Genomic DNA, 21,531 nt, shown 5'->3' on the forward strand with positions numbered 1-21,531 from the left:
AGAACCATGAAGGCCAATAAGAAGTTTGCATTCACAGTCGCTGCATGTCTGGCCAGCTTGGGTGGCGCCACTTACATGGTGCCGGTCTCAGCACAGTTGGTCGTGGTAGATCCTACCAACTACGTCGCCAACTCGATGACGCAACTAAGGGCTGTGCAGTCAAACCTCAATGAAGCGAAGCAAATCCAGCAGCAGCTAGAGGCGTTGAGGTACCAAGCCCAGAACACAAGGTCACTCACGCAAGGCGCGTGGAGCCAGGGCGCCGATACCATCGCTCGCTTGGCCAACGTACTGCAGGAGGGCAGTTCACTGGCGGTGACGGCCAAGGACTACGCTCGGCAGTTTCATACGATGTTCCCCGGCTACAAGGCAGACCATGACGTCAGTCGGAGCTATGACAGGTGGAATGCAACAACGAGGGACAGCGTTCTGGGCGCGTTGAAGGTCGCCAACCTGCAGGCGAACGGGTACCGGGATGAGCAGCAGGCCCTGTTGGCGTTGAAACATGCGGTAGGGTCTACCAATGGGCAAAAAGAGGCTTTGGACGCGGCCAATCATGTTGCCTTGGCCCAGGTCACTCAGATGCAGAGCTTGCGCGAGCTGATGGTTGCTCAGATGCAAGCTGAGGGCACGTACATGGCTGCCCAGACACAAGCCGCCCACTCGCGCGAAGAGTCGATCCGTGACGCCACGCAGTACCGCGACACGCGATCGGGCTTCAAGCCTAAGCCGATCAAAATCGGAAATTGAGTGACTAGGGCGGCCCGCTTGCTGCGGGCCGTCTGGACATGCTGTACGCATTCAGTTCTACGCTGTAGTGCATGAGACGTGAGCACAGTTGCCGGGTAGCGTCGGCGAAGTCCGCAAGCGGGACGAACCCCGCCGGCGGCAAGAGGCGCCGGAGAAATGGCCTCGACATTGATCGAGCTTGGCAACTGATTGCGCTGGGCAAATTCAATCGAATCTCGTCAGCCAAATAGATGGCGGGGCAGAGGATGCTTCAGATCTAGTCAGGCGTACTGGCTTCCTTAGTCAGGCCTGCGGTCGCCGCCATGCTTGGATCTTCGCCTCTTGGGGCCTGACAATAGAGCGCGTCGTTGTGCCCCTTCAGAATTGCGGCGGCCGCAACTTTGGGCTGTCGCTGCTGAAGCCTAGCATTGGACTGCCGCGGCGACTCTTCAAAATTGCGGCGGCCGCAACTTTGGGCTGTCGCTGCTGAAGCCTGGCACTGGACTGCCGCGGCGCCTCTTCAAAATTGCGGCGGCCGCAACTTTGGGCTGTCGCTGCTGAAGCCTGGCACTGGACTGCCGCGGTGCCTCTTCAAAATTGCGGCGGCCGCAACCTTGGACTCTCCCTACTGAAGCTAGGCATTGGGGTGTCGTTGCGTCTCCAATACTGGGCGCCCGGAAGTACTGCCCCGGACTGCTGCCCTCACTGATGCAGCCGGACGGTGCAGTCGCATACCGTTCTGGGGCTATCGAAGTTAGGTGAGCTTGCAAACTGCTCTCCCGCTTCACCAACCACCCGGGGGTCGATCGAGGTGTCGCATGCGGACACGGTAGGTGCGTGCAGGAGAAACGCCAGCAGAGCGGAGCAACAACCACCAATGGATAGTGGAACATAAAGGGTGGGATGCAGTGGGCTGAGAATTCACGCACAAGCGTTTGATTTATCGGGATTTGTCTTGCATCCCGCCAAGCGCATCGTGCATCCCATTTGCATCCCAATTCTGAAGGCTTTCGTCCTCCCCAAAATTGCGGCCGCCGCAATTCTTCCCGCCTACGAGTTGCTGAAGAGCAAGTTGAAACGCCTTGCCACTGCCAAGTGCTCCTTGATACGACTCGCATGTGAGCAACCCAAGCCCTGAGTAGCCCAGCCCTTTTTTGGCGATCTTCGAGCCATAGTTATTGGCAATCTGGGCGAGTAGGACCAGTGCGCCGAGATTGGCCGACTGCAGGCACAACTGAAGCGCCTGACCGAGGAGCGCGACGTCCTAAAAAAGCCGTGGCGAACGTCGCCCAGAAGAAAAGGCCTAGTACGGGTTCGTGCGGGACCATGGGCGCACTGTGCCAAAGACGGTAACAGCCCCCAGAAGCTTGGGAGAACCGGTTCCGGGGGGGAGTGGGGGTACTCGGTGTCACCGCACGGCAGTTGCGGTGGAGGTATATCGAGGCTGATTGAGCCTCGGGGGGAGGCCGTCTCAAGCAAGTCTGGTACATTACTTCGGCGTATGGAGTCCTTGGGGAAGGTCGTGCTTCCAGCTTTCACACTGTCGGGCGTGCTACCGCCATACCATCCTAAGCAGGGAGCTACGGCCGATGACGTTCACGGCCGGTCGCCCTACCTGATTACACCTGAGCAGCTGGTCGCAACTTTTGCGACAAGTGCGGAGCGTAAATCGCTCCTTCGAGATCTCTTCCAGTATCGCCAGACCCTGCGAGACCTTGGCTTTCATGGGTATCAGTGGATCGACGGCAGCTTCCTGGAGGACGTCGAGGCGCTCCGGGGCAGGCCGCCAGGCGACATTGACTTGGTCACATTCGTCGCACGACCCGCAGTTTATGAAGGCGATGTCGAGTGGGGCGTGTTCCTTGACCAGAACATCGATGCCCTGTTTGCCGAGGATCTCCGCCTAGATTGCTTCTTCGTTGATCTGAGTCTCCCGCCGCCCGTGGTCGTTCGTCAATCAGTGTTCTGGTTCGGTCTCTTCTCTCACCAGAGGGAGACGGCCTTATGGAAAGGCATCGTCCAGATCGAACTGGATGCTGATGACACTGCGGCAGTCGCTATGCTCGAGGGAGGGGAACATGCCAACTAAGCTGCGACGCGACGAAGTCTCTGCCGAGCGAGCAACCGTCTGCGCTCTGCTTGCGCAGGCCAATGAAGTCGGCGATCTCCTCGGGGCGAGACAGTTCCAGAGGAGGTTGCAGAAGCTCGATGAGGAGCTTCGCGTACTGGGCCGATTTGAAGAGCGGTCTGCGTCTGCCGCTCTCTTTTTCAGCGGCCCCAAGGTGGCCGGCTCTCGCGGGATCGAAGCAGACTTCGCCGGTGATGCGCTGGAACGCTTCCAGGATCTCGTCTCGAAGACTTTTGCTCGTCGAGAGCTTGGTAATCTCGGTGCAAGGGGGCCTGTGGCCGCAAGACCCGATTCAAAGCTGATGGTGACGGCAGTAACCCGAGGATCGTTCGGATTCGTCTTGGAGGAGGTCGGCGATCAAGCTGAGGCAATACGGACACAGCTTAGCGAAGTCGTGGAAGAAGTCGTCAGTTTCGTTTCACAACTGGCAGATCCCGCAGAAGACGTCTTCTTGGAGGCTGTCGCCGACATTGATTCGCGTCTCCTTGGCTCTGCCCGTTCCTTCTTTACCTCGCTGTCGAACGCTCAGGCGACCCTTAAGATTGTTGAGGGTGATCGGGAGATTTCACTCGGCCGGGACGATGTACAGCGTGGCAAGGACCGAACTGAGGGCCTCGTGATCACTGAGCGCGAGGCAGTCCAACTGAACGGCAGGCTGTTCGTTCTTCCCGCTCATCGCCGGTTTGAGTTCGTGCTTGACGGCACAGGCGAGAACATCTCCGGCAAGGTCGCGGCCGAGCCAAGCAGGGAAATCGGTGATCAACTACTCGGCGGGCTATTCAGCCCTATTGGCCGGCGCTGGGTCGCCGAGTTCGATATCCGAGAAGTGACTAGGCCCCAGAGGCCGGTGCGCCATTTCTACACACTCGTTCGCTTGATTCGAGAGATTGTTGAAGCGCCCCCGTGAGACCCGCACTTAGCGGTATGCCGGATGCCTAGGTGCGAATCGATCCCGGCTCTTTCCTGCAGTTGCCCCACGACTACTCTTCTCAATGCCGCTCGTATAGATGCCGCTGGAAGTCCACAAAAACCCGCCGCACCTGCTCCGGTTTGCCGAGCTCTGCAAAGGCATCGGTCAGCGCCCTGTACCGAAGCCGTAGTAGCGGTGAGAGCTTTTCCGCGTCGAGTTCGTCAATGCCCTGCTTGACGTACTGCGCAAGCACGAAGTCGATGAAGGCCTGCTGCTTGTCGGTGAACTCGCCGGCTCCAGCGATGCGCGCGGCTTCCGCCCGCGCTTCCCGCGAGAGCGGGTCTCGGGCATAGGCGACATAGGCCAGAACGTCAAAAAGATCACTTTTTTCGGCGTCGATGATCTTCTGCATTTCGGCCAGCGGCTCCTTGCCGAAGCCGCGCTCAGCCAGGTCGGTCAGTAGTTTCTTACGTGTCTCGGGCGCGCTCCAGATCCGGCGTAACTCGTCCTCGTCCTTGAAGAACTCCGGTAGGGTGCCGAATAAGGCTTCGAGGAACTGCGCGGCCGACATCGGCCGCCCGTCCGCGCTCCAAAAGGTCGTTGCGGACATGCTTTGGATGGTTCGAGCCTTGCCATCGGCGAGCTTGACCTTGAGCTTCTGCCGCGGTGGCTCCGGATCGCCCATCGGCGGTGGCTCCGGGTTGAGCACCGGCTCTCGCGGCGGGCGGGGCTGCCCTGGCGGTTCCGGATCCTGCGGCTCGCCGTCCCACTCCGGGTCGCAGAAATGGTGGTGCGCCTTCACGAAGTCATAGATCGTGAAGTGGTCTTTGCCGTCATATAGGCGTGTTCCGCGGCCGACGATCTGCTTGAACTCAATCATCGAACTGATGGGTCGCATCAGCACGATGTTGCGCACGTTGCGCGCGTCCACACCGGTTGAGAGCTTCTGCGAGGTCGTCAGGATCGTCGGGATCGTCTTCTCGTTGTCCTGGAAGTCGCGCAGCGCCTGCTCGCCCCGCGCGCCGTCTTCGGCCGTCACGCGCACGCAGTAATCAGGGTCTTTGCTCGCCTTCACTTGGTTGATCAGATCCCGCACCATCAGCGCGTGCGCCTGGGTGGCGCAGAATACGATGGTCTTCTCGCTCTGCTCGATCATCCCGATGAAGAGCTTGACCCGGTACTCCTCGCGCTCGGGGATGATGATCGCGCGGTTGAAGTCACCTTCGACGTAGCGCTTGCCGGGCACGACCTCGCCCTCGACCACCGCGTCGTCCGGGGTGTAGGTGTAGTCGTCGATCGTGGTGGCGATCTGCCTGACCTTAAAGGGGGTCAGGTAGCCGTCGTTGATGCCTTCCTTCAGCGAGTAGGTGTAGACCGGCTCACCGAAGTACGCATAGGTGTCCGTGTTGCCCCGGCGCTTGGGCGTGGCCGTGAGGCCCAGCTGCACGGCCGGCCCGAAGTAGTTCAGGATCGCGTGCCACTGGCCTTCGTCGTTGGCCCCGCCACGGTGGCACTCGTCGATGACGATGAAGTCGAAGAAGTCAGGTGGGTATTCGCCGAAGTAGGGCGCGGGCTGCCCATCCTTGGGTGCGCCGCTCATGAAGGTTTGAAAGATCGTGAAGAAGATGCTGCCGTTTTTGGGCACCCGGCCCTTCTTCTTGATCTCGTCGGGTGCGATACGCACGAGGGCATCGTCGGGGAAGGCCGAGAAGGCGTTGTAGGCCTGGTCGGCGAGGATGTTCCGATCAGCCAGTAACAGGATGCGGGGGCGCCGCGAGGGTTCGCCCTGTCCTTTCCAGTCGGCGACGTTCCAGCGACTCTGGAACAGCTTCCAGGCGATCTGGAAGGCAATCGCCGTCTTGCCGGTTCCGGTGGCCAGGGTCAGCAGGATGCGCTCGCGGCCCTCGGCGATGGCTTCGAGCACCCGCCGGACCGCGATCTCCTGGTAGTAGCGGGTCTCCCAAGCGCCGCCCTTGTCTTCGAAGGGCACGGCGGCGAAGCGGTCGCGCCAGGCGTTGGATTCCGCAAAGGTCTTTGCCCAGAGTTCGTCGGGGCTCGGGTAGGCGGCGACATCACCCTCCTCACCCGTGGCCATGTCCACGCCGTAGATCGCTTGGCCATTGGTGGCGTAGGTGAAGCGCACCGCAAGCTTCCGGGCGTACTGCTTGGCCTGCGCCAGGCCCTCGGTGGTTGGCTTGTCCCAGGCCTTGGCCTCGATGACCGCAAGCTTGGTGTTCCGGTAGATCAGCACGTAATCGGCGATCTCGGCCTTACCGCGCTGGCCTTTGCCCTGCAGGCGGCCGGGCGCGATGACCTCCCGGCGGATGCGGCTCCCGTCCACGACACCCCAACCGGCCGCCTTGAGAGCGGGATCAATGTGTTCGGCGCGGGTCTCGGCTTCGTTCATGCCATCGCTTTCAGTTGTTGGTCGGTGGTCTTGGCGGTGAGCTGGCCAGTGAAGGCTTGGTGCAGAAGGGACTTCTTGAGCTCGTCGAGGGCAGTGAGCTTTCGAACGCACACCCCTTCTAGGCGATTGGTTTGATCCCGAACCTCGTCAGAGGCCGCAACTATCGCTTGCTGCTCTGCGAGGGGAGGGAGGTGCAATAAGACATCCTTCGCAGCACCCACGTTGAAGTGCTTTTGCGCGGCCCCTACAACCTTGCCGCTGACCATTTCTTTGCCGAATGCCGAGTTGAAGAACGCGCACAAGAAGTGTGCGTCGATCTCAGGGCCTGGCTTGACGATCACAAGATCGCTGCAGTTTGCAACTCCGAGCGAGTGAGGAATAACCGCTGCTGTACCTGGGTATCCGGTCCTGACAATGGCCACATCTCCAGTCTCTAGGCTCGATTTCCCGAGACTGGCGTGGAACTGCTCATCGATGAAGACGAGGTTCTGCATCGAAACCGAGAAAGGCCGAATATTCTGCGAGCGTAGGAATGGAATGCCTGTCGGCTTGTACCGCTTCGCCATAGAGCCTACGTGTCCGACTGTGATCCGCTGGCACAGCGACTTCAGACATCTGTCAGTCCAGCCTTCGTTGCGTGCCGAGAAGATCGCAGCCAGGTAGCTCTCGAACACCTCCCGCGCATTCTGTAGGTTCTTCTCGGTGTTGGCCTTGGCCGTGGCGATTGCCTCGAAGGCCTCATCGAGGATGGCGACGAGGCGGCGCTGCTCTGGCAGCGGTGGGAAGTCGACCGTGATTCTCTTGTAGGCATCGCCGTTCAGGTTCCGAATTCCGGTCGAGTGACTCTGCATCGCCTCCGTGCGGCCAGAGACATAAATCCAGTGAAGATAGCGATGCAGATAAAGCGGATCGAGCTTGTCGGACTCGATCACCCGCATCGCTGCCGTGAAGTTGCTAAACGAGTAGTCGCCGTCCGTCTTGTCGAAAAGCACGACGCGCCCAACCGGCTGCTTCGGCCCGCCGCCTGATTTCTCAAGAATCAGGTCTCCGTATTGGAGGCGACGCTTGGCGAACTTCTTGGCCTCAACATCAAGGTACGCAATGTCAGAGTCGTCTAGCGCGCCGTCCTTGGTGAAGTTGGTATTGCGGATCACGCCTACATGGACAAGCGGCGGGACTTCACCCTTCCATAGCCCGTTGATGAACTGGCAAGCCTCGCCCAACGAAGTACTTTTCCAACCCGTCATCACGCCACCAGCTCCCGAAGCGCCACCAGGGCCTCAGCGCTCTCGGCGTCGAGCGCGGCGATTTCGTTGAGGATCTCCTGTGGGCTGCGCAGCGTGACCACTTCACCGCCATTCGGGTTCTTGACAGAAAGTTCGTAAGTTGTGGTGTCGATGCTGGTCGCGTCCAGCGTCCAACTTTTCGGCGACTCTGCGAAGGTCTTCTGCAGCTCGACGAACTCCACCAAGTCGGCGTCGTTCAGCGCCGTGGTCTTGCCCAGGCTACGGCCGGGATCGAGCTGGTAGTACCAGATCTGGCGGGTCTTGGTGCCCTTCTCGAAGTACAGGACGACGGTCTTCACGCCGGCACCCTGGAAGGTGCCGCCGGGGCAGTCGAGCACCGTGTGTAGGTTGCAGCTCTCCAGCAGCAGCTTGCGGATGCTGGTCGCGGCGTTGTCGGTGTTCGACAGGAAGGTGTTTTTGATGACGATCGCCGCCCGGCCCCCGGCCTTGAGCGTCCTGATGAAGTGCTGCAGGAACAGAAAGGCGGTTTCGCTGGACTTGATGGGGAAGTTTTGTTGGACCTCCTTGCGCTCCTTGCCGCCGAAGGGCGGGTTGGCCAGGATGACGTCAAAGCGGTCCTTCTCCTGGATGTCGGCGATGTTCTCCGCCAGCGTGTTGGTGTGGATGACGCTCGGGGCCTCGATGCCGTGCAAGATCATGTTCATGATCGCGATCACGTATGCCAGGCTCTTCTTCTCCTTGCCGTATAAGGTGCTCGTTTGCAGAGTCTTGAGGTCGGCCGTGGTCAGGCCCGACTGGTTGGAGAGGTACTCGAAGGCCTCGCACAAGAAGCCGGCCGAGCCACAGGCACCGTCGTAGATGCGCTCGCCGATCCTGGGCTTGATGACCTTGATCATGGCGCGGATGAGCGGCCGGGGTGTGTAGTACTCTCCGCCGTTGCGACCGGCGTTGCCCATGTTCTTGATCTTGGCTTCGTACAGGTGTGAGAGCTCGTGCTTCTCGGCTTGCGCGCCAAAGCGCAGCTCGTCGACATGCTCGATGACGTCACGCAGGTTGTAGCCGCTTTGGATCTTGTTCTTGATCTCGCCAAAAACCTCGCCGATCTTGTACTCGATGGTGTCGGGGCCGCTGGCGCGCTGTTTGAAGCCGGCGAGATACGGGAAGAGCTTGACATTGACGAAGTCGCGCAGGTCGTCGCCTGTTAGAGCCGCGTTGTGGTTAAGCATGCCGTCCGGCCCCTTTGGCGCGGCCCAGGCCTCCCAACGGTAGGGCAGTTCGATGATGTAGCGATAGGGCTTGTCTTCGAGCGCTGCCTCACTCGCCTTGTCTGCTTCAAGCGCGTCGAGATACTTCAGGAACAGTAGCCAGGAGGACTGCTCGGTGTAGTCCAGCTCGCTCGTGCAGCCGGCATCCTTGTGCAGGATGTCGTCGATGTTTTTGAAAACCTGTTCAAACATGGTAGATCTTTCTCACCGATGGTGGTTAGGGGTGGGCTCGAACCACCGACCCAAGCATTGTTAGTGCATAGGTCATCGTGCAACGGAGTGTTTGCCTCGGAAATAGACTTCGCGCCTGAACTCAACGATCTGGAACGTCTTCGGGCCTCAGATGCGTATATCGCTTTAGCGTTGCCCAGGATTCATGAAGAGTGAATTGCGCAACCTCCTGAATACTGTAGCCTTTTTCGAACAGGCGGGACGTTGCTTCATGGCGGAGGTCATGAAAGCGGAGATCCGGAATACCCAGCAGATGCACTGCGCGAGTGAAGGCGGCCCCAATCGACTTTGGGTTGTAAGGGAAGATAAGAGAGTTGCGGGTCGAGCCATTCTGGCGATCTATGATCTCCCACGCCGTTGGCGATAGCTTGAAAAACTTGTGGTTTCCCGCTTTGAGCCGCGGGTGCTTGACGTCGCGTAGAAGTGCTATCCCCCGCTCACGACTCAGATCCCCCCACTGCAGCCGGGTGATCTCTTCCTGACGCCTGGCCGTGGCCAAGGCAAACCTCATGATTTCGACCATGGGGATGTCTGCACGTTGATCACGTTGGGTGAAGTAGGCGATGAGACTTCGCTCCTCGGCCTCCGAAAGGCGTCTTTGCCGCTGACGAGATTTTGCAACGATCCGCTCTCCACGGAGAAAGTTCGCCGCCTCATCCAGCGCATGCAGCGGGGTAGGTAGCCCCAATACAGCCGTAGCGGTCTTGAACACCGTGCGGAGCCAAATCAGGTCATTGGCGGCCGTGGCGGGGCCCGCGCCCTCTGCGCGCCGGTTCTCTATGTAGCTTATGAAGTCCTGGCGAGTCAGGCTATCGGCCCGGCGATCCCTTAAACTGGCCGTCTTGAGCCTAGCCAGGTCTGCCTTCTTAGATCGACCCCATTCTTCACCTTGGCGTTCCCGAAGCTCATACCACCCGATCAGTTCGCCCCAAGTCATTCGCTTACCCAGCGGTTCACCCCGGGCGCGCTGAAGCTGTAGGCCGGCCTCTCGGCGGGTAACCCACTCCCTCGCCAGAGCCTTGGTACTGAAGGTTTCCGACTCGCTGTGGACGAGCTGGCCATCGCGCTTAAGTCGTATCTGGGCTGTGTACCCTGTGGACCCGTCTTTACGACGTCTGCTGGTGATCGTTCCCATCAGTGCTACGGACTCTGCTGTGTAGCATCAAATGTAGCACTTAGGCCTCGAAAACGCCCGAAAACGCGCTAAAATGACCGACAATGCAAAGCGATAAAACTACCAAAGAATCATCGGATAAGGCTCGAAGAGAGCGCTACGCCGCCTCCCTCCGCCTTTCCGTCGCCCCCATGATGGACTGGACGGACCGCCATTGCCGTGTGTTCCATCGGCTGCTGGCGCCCGGCGCGCGCCTGTACACGGAAATGGTGCACGCCAATGCGGTGATCCACGGTGATCGCCAGCGCCTGCTCGGCTTCGATCCGGCCGAAACGCCGCTGGCCCTGCAGTTGGGCGGCAGCGATCCGGCCCTGCTGGCGCAGGCCGCGCGCATTGCCCAGGACTGGGGCTATGACGAGGTCAATCTCAACTGCGGCTGCCCATCCGACCGTGTCCAGGCCGGCCGCTTCGGCGCCTGCCTGATGCGCGAACCGGCCCTGGTGGCCGACTGCGTAGCGGCGATGGTGGCCGCGGTGGATATCCCGGTCACGGTCAAATGCCGGCTCGGGGTGGACGATGACAACGACTACGAGGCCTTCGCTGCGTTCGTCGACCAGCAGGTCGCCGCCGGTGCACCGATGGTGGTGGTGCACGCGCGCAATGCCTGGCTGAAGGGCCTGTCGCCGAAGGAAAACCGCGAAGTGCCACCGCTGCGCTACGACTGGGCCTACCGGCTCAAGCAGGAGCGTCCGGAGCTGCCGGTGGTGCTCAACGGTGGATTGGCCAGCATCGAGGCGGTGCAGGCCCAGTGCGGCAAGGTGGACGGGGTGATGCTGGGCCGTGCGGCCTACCACGATCCCTACCTTCTGCATCAGCTGGAGGCGCTGCAGACCGGCGCCCCGTTGCAGGCACGGCAGGCGCTGCTGCGCGCGCTGCGTCCCTACGTGGAAGCGCGGCTAGCCGAAGGGTCGGCGCTCAAGCACATCACCCGGCACATCCTGGGCTTGTTCCACGGGCAACCGGGGGGCCGCGCGTTCCGCCAGATCCTCAGCGAGGGCGCACATCGCCCGGGCGCGGACTGGAGCCTGGTGGAGCAGGCCCTGTCGGCCACCGAACGTGATGGCGGGCGCGAGGCGGCCTGACGCAGTGCGCGCCGGGGGGCCGCAGACGGCCCCGAATGCTGTTAGTATGTTCACTTACCTGAATATAGACATCCGATCTTCAGGAAAGTTCAGACCGGATTCACTGGCAAAAGCCGAAATTTGCAAAAGATTTGTAAAGCCCCGGACCTCGCGTCCGGACGCGGACTTCACAATTTTTGAACGAATTGCCGGCCTCGGCTAGGATCCAACGATGTCCTCCCGTTCTTCCCCCTGCCAGCTTGCCCTCGCCACGGTCGTGGTGCTGGTGGCGTTCGCGCCGCTGCACGCCGTCGCGCAGGCACCGATGCAGGGCCAGATGCAGCAGACCATGGCGCAGCGGGCGCAGATGCGGGAACGTCCTGAAGTGGTCATGCGGGGGTCCCAACGCGGTGATGAGCGCTCCCTGTCCGACGCCGTGCGGCGGGTGCAGCGATCCACCGGTGGACACATCCTGGGCGCAGAGCGGGTGCCGTTCGATGGGCGCGACATCAACCGCGTGAAATACATGGATGAGCGTGGCCGCGTCCGCTACATGGATGATCCGGTGCAGCAGCGTTCACAGGCCCGCCCGCCCCGATCGGATATGTCTTCACTACGCGGCGATAACCCCTGAACGGGGATTATTGTCGCATCACACCCGATTTCCACCGGCCCAACCGGCCGACCCCAGCACACTAGGGAGAGTTCATGCGTATCCTTCTGGTCGAAGACGAAGCCCCGCTGCGCGAGACCCTTGCAGCCCGGCTCAAGCGCGAAGGCTTTGCCGTCGACGCGGCGCAGGATGGCGAGGAAGGTCTGTACATGGGCCGCGAAGTGCCGTTCGACGTTGGCATCATCGATCTGGGCCTGCCGAAAATGTCCGGCATGGAGCTGATCAAGGCGCTGCGCGACGAGGGCAAGAAGTTCCCGGTCCTGATCCTTACCGCCCGTTCCAGCTGGCAGGACAAGGTCGAAGGGCTCAAGCAGGGCGCCGACGATTACCTGGTCAAGCCGTTCCATGTCGAAGAGCTGCTGGCACGCGTCAATGCGCTGCTGCGCCGCGCTGCGGGCTGGAGCAAGCCGACCCTGGAATGCGGTCCGGTGGCATTGGACCTGGCGGCACAGACGGTCAGCGTGGCCGGCAGCAACGTCGACCTCACCAGCTATGAGTACAAGGTGCTGGAATACCTGATGATGCATGCCGGTGAACTGGTCTCCAAGGCCGACCTCACCGAGCACATCTACCAGCAGGATTTCGACCGCGACTCGAACGTGCTGGAAGTGTTCATCGGCCGCCTGCGCAAGAAGCTGGATCCGGACGGCGAACTGAAGCCGATCGAGACCGTGCGTGGCCGCGGCTACCGTTTCGCGATCCCGCGCAACGAGGGCTGAGCCTGCTGCAGGCGAGAAGATGATGTCCGGCCGTCTGTGGTTCTTCCGACGCTGGCGGCCGCGCTCCCTGCAGGCGCGCCAGCTGCTGGCTGCGTCCGTGGGCCTGGTGGCCTTCCTGGCACTGGCCGGCTACGCGCTGGATGCGGCCTTCGCCGATACCGCGCGCGCCAACCTGCGCGAACGCCTGAAGAACTACGCCACGGCCTACGCCGCAGGCAGTGACTTCACCCGCGACCGCTCGCTGTACCTGCGCGAGCAGCCGCCGGATCCGCGCTTCGACGTGCCCGGCAGCGGCCTGTACCTGCAGGTCGTCACGCCGGACGGCAAGGTCAACTCGATGTCCGCCGAGGGCCCGATGCTGCCTACCCAGGGCGGCGGGCTGCTGGCACCGCGCCAGGAAATCTTCGAAGGCCCGCTGCCGATCATCCAGATCGACGGCAGCGAGGGCTCGGTCTACCGCTACGGGCTGGGCCTGGTGTGGGATGCCGACGCCGACCCGGCGACCGAATTCCCGTACACCATCTACGTGATGGAAGACTCCGGTGCACTGGGCGCGCAGCTGCGCGTGTTCCGCGGCCGGGTGTGGTTCTACCTGGGCGGCATCGGCCTGATCCTGCTGCTGTTGCAGACGGTCATCCTGCAGTGGAGCCTGCGCCCGATGCGCCGGGTGATCACCGAGCTGACCCGCGTGCAGCGCGGCGAAAGCGAGCGCATGAGCGAACGCCATCCGCGCGAGCTTGAACCGCTGACCGACAGCATCAACGCCTTCATTGAAAGCGAGCGCGAGAACCTGGAGCGCCAGCGCAACACGCTGGCCGACCTGGCGCACAGCCTGAAGACCCCGATCGCCGTGCTGCGCACGCAGATGGACAGTGGATCGAGCAACGATGCGCTGCGCGAGGAACTGGACGTGCAGCTGCAGCGCATGAACAACCTGGTGTCCTACCAGCTGGCACGCGCTGCGTCGTCCGGGCACAAGCTGTTCTCAGCCCCGCTGCCGATCGAATCCAATGCCGAAGAAATCGTGCGCGGGCTGGAGAAGGTCTACGCCGCCAAGGGCGTGCTGTGCGAGTTCGACATCGATCCGGGATCGCGCTTCCACGGTGAACCCGGCGACCTGCAGGAGCTGCTCGGCAACCTGCTGGAAAACGCCTTCAAGTGGGCCAACCGCCGCGTGCTGCTGACCGCGCAGCCGCAGCCGGCGCCGAACACGCGCCGTCCTGGCCTGCTGCTGGCGGTGGACGACGATGGCCCCGGTATCGCTCCGGAAGACATCGCCAAGGTGTTGCAGCGCGGCGTGCGTGGCGATGAGCGCGTGCAGGGCCACGGCATCGGCCTGTCGATCGTGCAGGACCTGATCAAGGATTACCGCGGTGAGCTGCTGGTGACGCGCTCTTCCGAACTGGGCGGCGCGCGCTTCGAAGTGCGGCTGCCGGCCGGCCCGTAAGCGCCGCGCGGGGCGCTACCACGGCGGCATCGCCGCATGATCTTCCGGTAGCGCCGAGCCATGCTCGGCGGAAGCCATCACCGCGCCACGTGCTCCAGCGCCGACAGTACCGGCGGCTCACCGTAGAACCGCCGCAGGTGCGCGGCCACGCTGGGCAGCGCCTCGGCCAACACGTCCGGTGCGGAGAAATGGTATTCACTGACCACCGCGAAGAACTCTTCCGGCGCCTCGGCCGCATACGGATCGATCAGCGTTTCCTCGCCCGCATCCACCTGCACGCAGAACGCATCGTAGGCGCGCTGGAAATCGGCCGCCCACTCACGCTGCCAGGCGCGTGGCAACGGCGGCGTGCCGTCGATCGCGCCATCCAGCGCATCGATCTTGTGCGCCATCTCGTGCACCGCCACGCAGTAGCCATCGAACGGTGCCTGCAGGTCGGCCTGGATATCCGCCCACGACAGGATCAACGGGCCGCTGTCCCAGCTCTCGCCGATCAGCTCGTCGTCCCACTCGTGCAGCACGCCGGCGGCATCCACATGGCTGCGCTGTACCCGGAACGCGTCCGGGTACAGGATCAGCTGCGACCAGCCACGCAGGCCGGCTTCGCCCAGCCCCAGCAGCGGCAGGCAGCACACCGCCGCCAGCAGCACGATGTCTTCATCGCGCAGGACCAGATCGCCCAGCGGGCTGATGGTCTTCTCGTGCAGGAAGCGGGTGGCCAGGGCGCGCAGCGCGTCCAGGCGATCAGCAGGCACGCCCTGCAGCCACGGGACATCCCGGCAGGCCTGCTGCCACAGCGGTTCGGGAATGGGACGGGGGGCCGGCCGCAGCCAGCGCGACAACGCCTGGATCAGCGGAACATACCCGGCAGGAAGCTGTGCCACTTCGGTGCGCGCAGGCGCTGCAGCACGTCATCCTCGCCACCGCCGCCGCCACTGCTGGTGGCCTGCGCAGGCACCGGCTTGGGCGTGCTGGGCACCGCAGCGGCAGCACTGCGTGCAGTCGGCGGGCGTTCGGCATCGGGCGTGGAATAGACACAGTCACCACGCCCTTCACTGGCCATCACGGTAGACGCGGTGGCAAGCAGCGGGGCCATCAACAGGACCAGGCAATGGGCAGAACAGCGCATCGACGACATCCGTGGTTAAGGGCGGGTGAGTTCCCGATTCTAGCCCGAATCCGGTCGCCTATTGGAAGACCCGCCGGGCAGGGGCAATTCCTTTGCCGCATACTTTCCCTGTTTATCTGACGGAAGCTGCCGTGGACGACCGCGAACTGCTGGCAAAACTGGCCGCCGGACCGCTGTCCGGTGATGCCCTGGCGCGCGAGCTTGGCCAGACCCGGGCGGCCATATGGAAGCGCATTCAAGGACTTAGGACAGCCGGGGTGGCGATTGAAGGCCGCGCCGGTGACGGCTATACGCTTGCACAGGCGGTCGACCTGCTGGACGCTGGCGGCATCCGCGCCGCGCTGCCTGACGCCGCCGCTGCGCTGCTGGACGAGCTGCAGGTGGTCTGGAGCACGGTGTCCACCAACACCGAATTGCTGCGCTGCAGCGCTCCGGAGCGCGGCAGTCGCGTCATGCTGGCCGAGCGCCAGACCGGTGGCCGCGGCCGTCGTGGGCGGGATTGGGCATCGCCGCTGGCCGCGCATATCTACCTTTCGGTGCTGCGCGGATTCGCCGGCGGGCTGGCCCAGCTGGGCGGGCTGAGCCTGGTGGCTGGCGTGGCGGTGGCCGAAGCCCTGCGCGGGCTCGGCCATGCGCAGGTGCAGTTGAAGTGGCCCAACGACCTGGTGGTGGACGGCCACAAGCTGGGCGGCCTGCTGGTGGAAGGCGGCGGCGAGTTCGCCGGGCCGGCGCGCGCGGTGATCGGCATCGGCCTCAACGTACACATGCCGCCGGCCTTTGCCGAGCGCATCGACCAGCCGTGGACCGATCTGGACCAGTTGGCGGGCGAGCCGGTGCAGCGCACTGCGGTAGCGACTGCGGTGCTCGCCGCGCTGCTGCCGGCGCTGGAGCAGTTTGAAACCGAGGGCCTGGCCCCGTTCCTGCCGCGCTATGCCGCGCTGGACAGCCTGGCCGGGCGCGAGGTGCGGGTGCAACTGGGCGGCGCCTGGCAGGACGGCCGCGCGCTGGGACTGGCCGAAGATGGCGCGTTGCGGGTGGAAATCGAGGGCCGCGAGCAGCATGTACACGCCGGCGAAGTGAGCGTGAGGGCACGATGAGCGACTGGTTGTTCGATCTGGGAAATTCCCGCTTCAAGTATGCCCCGCTGCTCGGCGACCGTGCCGGCGAGGTGCAGGCATGGACGCATGGCGCCGAAGACCTGCGCGGCGAAGCATTGCGCACGCTGCCGCAGGGCGGCACCGCCTACGTGGCCAGCGTAGCCGCCGCCGGACTGACCGCCACCATGCTGGAGATCCTGCGCATGCGCTTCCAGCACGTACACGTGGCCCGCACCGAAGCGGCGTTCGCCGATGTGCGCATCGCTTATGCCACGCCCGCGCGCTTCGGCGTGGATCGTTTCCTGGCCCTGCTGGCAGCCGCGCGCACGCAGCGCCACGTGCTGGTGGCTGGCGTCGGCACCGCGTTGACCATCGACCTGCTGGACGCCCACGGCCAGCACCACGGGGGTCGCATCGCGGCCTCTCCGACCACCATGCGCGAAGCCCTGCATGCGCGCGCGGCGCAGTTGCCGGCCAGTGGCGGGCACTACCGCGAGTTCGCCGATGACACCGATGATGCGCTGGCTTCCGGCTGCGACGGCGCGGCGATCGCACTGATCGAACGCAGCCGTGAGCAGGCAAGGCAGCGGCTGCAGGCACCGGTGGACCTGCTGCTGCATGGCGGCGGCGCACCGGCGCTGTTGCCGCAGCTACCGGCCGATGCGGGCCACCAGCCGCTGCTGGTGCTCGATGGGCTGGCACGCTGGGCCGTTCACCTGCCGACGGCGACAGGCTAGGATCGGCAGATGCTGACCCGTGCCCTGATCGTGTTCCTCGTGCTGCTCAACGTAAGCGTCGCCCTGTGGTGGATGCTGCGCGGTGAGCAGGTTGTCCCGGATGTGAAGCTGCCTTCCGGCGTGGCCGAACTGCAACTGGTGGATGCGGCCGTACCGGTGACGGCGCCCTCGCCAACGGCGTCCACTGCGCCGCTGACCGATACCACGCCCACCGCGGCCGAACCTGCCGCGGCGGTGGCCGATTCACCGTCCGGCCAAGCGCCCGCGGTGGCCGAAGCGCGTCCGGCCCCGGTTGCCGCCGCAGTGGTGGCACCGCCTGCACCCGCGCCGGAAACCGTGCCCGCCCCCGCAGCGCCCGAGCGTTGCGTCGCGCTGGGTCCGTTCGCGGACCAGGCCGCCGCCCAAGGCGCCCTGGCCAAGGTCGGTGCGGCACTGACCCGAACGCGCCTGCGCGAACAATCAACGCCCGGCGCCACCTCGCGCTACCGGGTGATGATGCCGCCGGCAGAGAACCGCGAAGCGGCCCAGGTCACCGTGCAGCGGATCATCGCCGCCGGCCTGAGCGATTACTACGTGATTGGCCAGGGACCTGACGCCAACGCCATCGCGCTGGGCCAGTACCGCAATCGCGAAGGGGCCGAGCGCCGGCTGGCGGCACTGCGCGCGGCCGGATTCCAGGCCCAGCTCAGTGGTGGCGAAGGCGCCTCCACGTGGTGGCTGCAGGGCGCGCTGGCCGATGGCAAGACCGATCCCGGCCTGCGCCAGCGTAGCGGGGCGGCGCAGCAACGCTCGCTGGACTGCGCTGGTCTGCGGTAGAATCGCCGTGCTTCGCGGCCTGGCCACGAACGCGTCGTACCCCGTGCCGCTTTAGCTCAGTTGGTAGAGCAACTGTCTTGTAAACAGTAGGTCATCCGTTCGATTCGGATAAGCGGCACCACCTGATACAGTCAAAAACCCCTTAAAAACAGCCTCGGAAACCAGAAAGGCCAGCGGGGGTGCTGGCCTTTTTCCGGCCACCGGTAAAATTGACGGTAAAATTAGTCACGTTTTTGTGGTTTCACGGCCAAGATAGTTCTCCTTGCAGAGCACTTGCCGAGCGCCGGCTGGGACGGGGCTCACCAATGGGGAGGCTTGTTGATTGGCTTCTTTCCCGTATGCACGCGCGGGGGCAGGTGCGCGCGCTCAAGATCGGCATCTAGAAGATAGGCACGCGTCCAGTCAGCTTGGGCAGACAAGGATGAACTCACTGCGCGGCCAGTGGGCTGGCCTGGTGTAGGGGGAGGTCGAGGGGTGACTACGCCCAGCCTGATCCCGGGAAAATCCGCCCTGATGGACTTTAGTACGGGCTCCACGTCGCTGTCATTCGAAACGACAACTTGCTGTTGATACTCACCAGACGCCGCGTCTCGGTACATCGACAACGCCAAGTTCACATCGGTCTGTTTTTCTTCGAGCTTCCACACCCGAACTCGCCTGTTTCGATCGTATGGGTGGCCTTCCACGTACTCAGGAAGCAGGGTTCCATGCTTGTCGTGACTGTGCTTGCCCATGGTCACTGCCAGTCGCGTTGGATGCAGGAACTGTAAGGCTCGCAGGTAAGTCTGTTGTGCGATCACAGAGGGCTCGCCGTGTGTGGCGAATCGTCCTAATGCAGGGGCGCTGAAATAGTGGACGTGTTGGAGGTCACTATCAGGATCTTGGTCATTTAGCAGGTAGTCGAACAGGCCAACGATGTCGAGCCACTTGTGAGCGCTTCCACGGATCCGCCCATAGTAGAAGTTGTAGCCGTCGATATAGACCGCGGTTGCTAAGCGCATCACATGCATCCTGCAGATATGAAAAAACCGCCTCTCGGCGGTTTTTTCGTCCTAAGCCGTGGAGCCAACCTAATGGCGCGACAAAGGAGGAGTGGTGACCCAATTATATGCCCGTTACACATGTAATACGCTAGCGATACACGCCACAAATAGAACGATGGGCCAACATATTTAGGACGATGAGACGCAACTTCCGGGGAACATGGTACGGGTCGCATTGTAACTGGCCCTAACCTAATGCATTAGACAAGTCATTTTTACCGAGGCCGGGGCGGCTTTACGAACGGGACTTCATGGTCGTAGCGCTGCCTCATCGCCTCCGTGCGGTGTCCGCCAGCAGACTTGTCGTCGCTATCGGTGATGCCTCGGTGCTTGAGCCCATGCAGGGCGAACCGCTGCGCCTCTGTGATCACGCTTTCAGCGATCGCGCGCTTTATCATCCGCTGCCACGCAGTGTCGAGGGCGGACTTCGTGAGTGGCGTCCCCGATTCGGACACCAGCAGTCGCCGCTCCCCGGCCTTGATAGGCACCGGTCGACCATGAGCGACCATCCGTTCGCTTCGGTAAGCCTGCAGCCAGTCCACGGCCTGGCGCAGATCCTTCGTCCAACGGGTGATGTTGTCGCGGGAGCCCTTTCGCCGGTTGCTTAGGATTCCCTCGGGCAGTATCTCTGCATCGGTGAGCGTATCCACCTCGATACCGCGCAGACGCACCGTGTAGGCCAGCACCATCACCGCAGGAAGGTAGGGCGGTGCGCTGCCGGTGGTGTGTGCCTTCTTCGACGCACCCTCGCGGGCAAACTGAAGAACGGCGGCAAAGGCATCGTGGTCAGGCATGCGATGTGCACCGACCTCCTTCACCTTGCGCACCCCTCTGGCAGGATTGCTCGCGCAGTGTCCTTGGCGGTTGCCCCACGCAAACAGTCGGCCCAGGTACTGAGCGATGCGACTAGCTTTCGACGGGGTGGCCGGCAGCTCCGGTTGCTTCCCTGCTGCAGGGCGGCCCATGGCGATCGTTTCAACCACGCGCTGAATGATAGGCACTGTGAGGTGAGCCACCTGCTGATGGCCGAGCGTACGCCCATCCTTGAGCACGTAGGTGCATGCTGCATCAGCAAGCCAGTCATATCCCTGACGGGATTTGATGCCTAGTGCCTTGTATTCGCTCGATCGCTTGAACAGCTTTGTCAGTTGCACCAGGCTCCCGCTGGCATCGCCTTCGACCCTGTTTTCCATGATCGCGTGCAGATCCGATTGACGGGCCTTTCGGCCCGCCACTGTTTCCTTTCTCTGCCCGGCACCTTCCGGGTGGCCGAGTGCAGCCGCGTGCTTAAGATGGCGCCCCCGTGCTGTTGTTCACTGACTGGCGACAGCTGCCGCTCACCACCGACGCCCTGCAGTGCGCCGGGTTCACTTGGCGAGGTGTGGCGGTCTGGGACAAAACCGAGGGTGTGCGACCCCAGCTGGGGCGCTTCCGAAATCAGGCCGAGTACGTGGTGTGGGGCAGCAAGGGCAACATGCCTTTGGGGCGGCGCGCGTCGGTGCTGCCCGGCGTTATCCGTGAGCCGGTGAGAAAGGCCGACAAGCATCACATGACCGGCAAGCCCACCGACCTCATGCGGCAGCTGGTGAGGATCTGCGAAGAGGGCGGGCGGATCCTCGATCCTTTTGCTGGATCCGGTACCACTCTGGTCGCCGCGGATCTTGAGGGCCACAGCTGGACGGGAATCGAGATGACCGGCCACTACCATGATGTAGCGCGTACGCGGCTGCTGACGCCGTAACCACTTCCAAGTAGACCAAAGAGCCGTCCTTGGGCGGCTCTTTTACTTTGAGCGACCAGCCCCGATGCCAGGTTCCGATACTGCCGGTGCTGTGAACATATGCTGCGGCCACCGCTCTTGGAACTCCCGAATCTTGCGCGTCAATGCCAGGGCAATCGGACTCAATTCCGTATCGCCGCGTTCGCGAGAAGAAAGGGATATCCCGACTATGCCAGACAGGAACGCTATTACGGCCACGCGCTGAACCTTGAGGGCCATCGCATCGGGTCCCACCTGGGGTTCGAAGGTGTCACCGCCATCAAACAATTCGACGATGATGTCGCCGCCGTGAACGAACCCGTGCCAGTCTTTCACCTCATCGGCGAGCGCCGCGATCAAGGCCGGTTCCTGCGGACAGATCGTCGGAGCCACCAGCTTTGCGATTAGGCGAGGACTCAGGTCGACCAGGTTTCCCGGCCTGCTCGGCCAGGCACGCATAGGGATGGTGCCGGCGGTCCGGAACGCGCTCACTTCGTCGTCCGTGGCTTCCACTTCGAAGAAGGCGGCGCGCAGCCATGTCTCAAGCAGTGGCCGCCAAAGCGTGAGCGTCACCATGTGCGTTTTGATTGGCTCTGTGCGCAGCATGTGGCAGATCGACCACGCAATGTCGAGTGCGTATACGAGCAGCGCGCCAGCGACCAGGCGACGCTCGGTCCTTGGCCCCCCGCCACCATCCGACAGCGCGGCGCGTGCCTCTTCCACGAAGCCCTGCGCATCGGTGGCGATAGCAACCAAGCTTCCCCGGGTCGCCGTCGGGCGTGTGCGTGCGGCTGATCGTGTCTGATCAATCGCACGCTTTATCGCTTCTTGCAGTTCATCCATCGTCAGTGATCCATTCCGAGCCACGGAGCATAGCGCCGGCAGGCAGGCAGGCGTTGGCGACCCGGTCGGGTGGCACCGTGCCATCACGGACCGACCAGAGCGGCACACCATACGAA

20 protein-coding genes, 1 tRNA gene and 1 pseudogene are annotated in these 21,531 nt (G+C 62.9%); 12 read left to right on the top strand and 10 right to left on the bottom strand.

All coding sequences use genetic code 11. The features are described 5' to 3' along the window. Positions 1 to 6 precede the first annotated feature (6 nt). A complete protein-coding gene (gene trbJ / locus ACI2JH_RS07670) occupies positions 7 to 750 on the top strand; it encodes a P-type conjugative transfer protein TrbJ (protein ID WP_404735861.1) in 744 nt (247 codons plus the stop codon). A 919-nt stretch (positions 751 to 1,669) separates the two neighbouring features. Here the strand turns inward: trbJ and ACI2JH_RS07675 are convergent. Further along, a complete protein-coding gene (locus tag ACI2JH_RS07675; protein WP_404735862.1) occupies positions 1,670 to 1,963 on the bottom strand; it encodes a hypothetical protein in 294 nt (97 codons plus the stop codon). Between the two features lie 276 nt (positions 1,964 to 2,239). Between ACI2JH_RS07675 and ACI2JH_RS07680 the strand changes: the two genes are divergently transcribed. Both ACI2JH_RS07680 and ACI2JH_RS07685 read left to right on the top strand, forming a co-directional pair. Next, positions 2,240 to 2,818, top strand: coding sequence for a DUF6932 family protein (locus ACI2JH_RS07680; RefSeq protein ID WP_404735863.1), 579 nt, complete (start codon positions 2,240 to 2,242; stop codon positions 2,816 to 2,818). Next, positions 2,808 to 3,764 carry a hypothetical protein gene (locus tag ACI2JH_RS07685; RefSeq protein WP_404735864.1) on the top strand — a complete coding sequence of 319 codons (957 nt, stop codon included), beginning with the start codon at positions 2,808 to 2,810 and terminating at the stop codon, positions 3,762 to 3,764. Before ACI2JH_RS07680 ends, ACI2JH_RS07685 begins: the two co-directional genes overlap by 11 nt. An 82-nt stretch (positions 3,765 to 3,846) precedes the next feature. On the opposite strand, the gene hsdR is transcribed toward ACI2JH_RS07685, so the two are convergent. From hsdR to ACI2JH_RS07705, 4 genes are all read right to left on the bottom strand, one after another. Beyond that, positions 3,847 to 6,174: an EcoAI/FtnUII family type I restriction enzme subunit R gene (gene hsdR, locus ACI2JH_RS07690; RefSeq protein ID WP_404735865.1), complete on the bottom strand. Its 2,328-nt coding sequence runs from the start codon at positions 6,172 to 6,174 to the stop codon at positions 3,847 to 3,849. Further along, positions 6,171 to 7,421 (bottom strand): restriction endonuclease subunit S, encoded by a 1,251-nt coding sequence (locus ACI2JH_RS07695; protein ID WP_404735866.1) that lies wholly within the window; start codon positions 7,419 to 7,421, stop codon positions 6,171 to 6,173. Before ACI2JH_RS07695 ends, hsdR begins: the two co-directional genes overlap by 4 nt. Then, positions 7,421 to 8,878, bottom strand: coding sequence for an N-6 DNA methylase (locus ACI2JH_RS07700; protein WP_404735867.1), 1,458 nt, complete (start codon positions 8,876 to 8,878; stop codon positions 7,421 to 7,423). The genes ACI2JH_RS07695 and ACI2JH_RS07700 overlap by 1 nt, the downstream gene beginning before the upstream one ends. 121 nt (positions 8,879 to 8,999) lie before the next feature. Continuing rightward, positions 9,000 to 10,052: a tyrosine-type recombinase/integrase gene (locus tag ACI2JH_RS07705; RefSeq protein ID WP_404735868.1), complete on the bottom strand. Its 1,053-nt coding sequence runs from the start codon at positions 10,050 to 10,052 to the stop codon at positions 9,000 to 9,002. Between the two features lie 83 nt (positions 10,053 to 10,135). On the opposite strand from ACI2JH_RS07705, the gene dusA reads away from it, so the two are divergent. From dusA to ACI2JH_RS07725, 4 genes are all read left to right on the top strand, one after another. Then, positions 10,136 to 11,173, top strand: a complete 1,038-nt coding sequence (gene dusA, locus ACI2JH_RS07710) for a tRNA dihydrouridine(20/20a) synthase DusA (protein WP_404735869.1) — start codon at positions 10,136 to 10,138, stop codon at positions 11,171 to 11,173. A 211-nt stretch (positions 11,174 to 11,384) separates the two neighbouring features. Next, the gene (locus ACI2JH_RS07715; RefSeq protein WP_042613748.1) at positions 11,385 to 11,786 is read left to right on the top strand and encodes a hypothetical protein; all 402 of its coding nucleotides are present in this window, start codon (positions 11,385 to 11,387) and stop codon (positions 11,784 to 11,786) included. A 74-nt stretch (positions 11,787 to 11,860) separates the two neighbouring features. Then, entirely contained in the window at positions 11,861 to 12,544 is a 684-nt protein-coding gene (locus ACI2JH_RS07720; protein WP_004136763.1) for a response regulator transcription factor, read from the top strand. Between the two features lie 22 nt (positions 12,545 to 12,566). Continuing rightward, positions 12,567 to 13,991 (top strand): sensor histidine kinase, encoded by a 1,425-nt coding sequence (locus tag ACI2JH_RS07725; protein WP_101099588.1) that lies wholly within the window; start codon positions 12,567 to 12,569, stop codon positions 13,989 to 13,991. A gap of 77 nt (positions 13,992 to 14,068) precedes the next feature. Here the strand turns inward: ACI2JH_RS07725 and ACI2JH_RS07730 are convergent, their stop codons facing one another. Together ACI2JH_RS07730 and ACI2JH_RS07735 are read right to left on the bottom strand one after the other, a co-directional pair. After that, entirely contained in the window at positions 14,069 to 14,875 is an 807-nt protein-coding gene (locus tag ACI2JH_RS07730; RefSeq protein WP_404735870.1) for a zinc-dependent peptidase, read from the bottom strand. Further along, complete coding sequence (locus ACI2JH_RS07735) at positions 14,842 to 15,120, bottom strand: hypothetical protein (protein WP_182656463.1); 279 nt, start codon at positions 15,118 to 15,120, stop codon at positions 14,842 to 14,844. Before ACI2JH_RS07735 ends, ACI2JH_RS07730 begins: the two co-directional genes overlap by 34 nt. Positions 15,121 to 15,251: 131 nt before the next feature. Here ACI2JH_RS07735 and birA point away from each other — a divergent pair, with 131 nt between their 5' ends. The 4 genes from birA (at position 15,252) to ACI2JH_RS07755 (ending at position 17,891) form a co-directional block, all read left to right on the top strand. After that, positions 15,252 to 16,217 (top strand): bifunctional biotin--[acetyl-CoA-carboxylase] ligase/biotin operon repressor BirA, encoded by a 966-nt coding sequence (gene birA / locus ACI2JH_RS07740; protein ID WP_404735871.1) that lies wholly within the window; start codon positions 15,252 to 15,254, stop codon positions 16,215 to 16,217. After that, entirely contained in the window at positions 16,214 to 16,954 is a 741-nt protein-coding gene (locus ACI2JH_RS07745; protein WP_042613752.1) for a type III pantothenate kinase, read from the top strand. The genes birA and ACI2JH_RS07745 overlap by 4 nt, the downstream gene beginning before the upstream one ends. Positions 16,955 to 16,963: 9 nt before the next feature. Next, positions 16,964 to 17,770: an SPOR domain-containing protein gene (locus ACI2JH_RS07750; protein ID WP_404735872.1), complete on the top strand. Its 807-nt coding sequence runs from the start codon at positions 16,964 to 16,966 to the stop codon at positions 17,768 to 17,770. 45 nt (positions 17,771 to 17,815) lie between these two features. After that, positions 17,816 to 17,891 (top strand) — tRNA-Thr (locus ACI2JH_RS07755). 178 nt (positions 17,892 to 18,069) lie between these two features. On the opposite strand, the gene ACI2JH_RS07760 is transcribed toward ACI2JH_RS07755, so the two are convergent. Further along, positions 18,070 to 18,771, bottom strand: a complete 702-nt coding sequence (locus tag ACI2JH_RS07760) for an NYN domain-containing protein (protein ID WP_404735873.1) — start codon at positions 18,769 to 18,771, stop codon at positions 18,070 to 18,072. 257 nt (positions 18,772 to 19,028) lie between these two features. Then, entirely contained in the window at positions 19,029 to 20,006 is a 978-nt protein-coding gene (locus ACI2JH_RS07765) for an integrase (RefSeq protein ID WP_404735874.1), read from the bottom strand. 72 nt (positions 20,007 to 20,078) lie between these two features. On the opposite strand from ACI2JH_RS07765, the pseudogene ACI2JH_RS07770 reads away from it, so the two are divergent. Continuing rightward, positions 20,079 to 20,554: pseudogene (locus ACI2JH_RS07770) on the top strand (DNA-methyltransferase); the annotation flags it as partial. Positions 20,555 to 20,596: 42 nt separating this feature from the next. Here ACI2JH_RS07770 and ACI2JH_RS07775 read toward each other — a convergent pair. After that, entirely contained in the window at positions 20,597 to 21,415 is an 819-nt protein-coding gene (locus ACI2JH_RS07775; protein ID WP_404735875.1) for a hypothetical protein, read from the bottom strand. Positions 21,416 to 21,531: the final 116 nt, after the last annotated feature.

Origin of the sequence: Stenotrophomonas sp. NPDC078853, assembly GCF_044901215.1 — a bacterium.
Taxonomy (GTDB): domain Bacteria; phylum Pseudomonadota; class Gammaproteobacteria; order Xanthomonadales; family Xanthomonadaceae; genus Stenotrophomonas; species Stenotrophomonas lacuserhaii.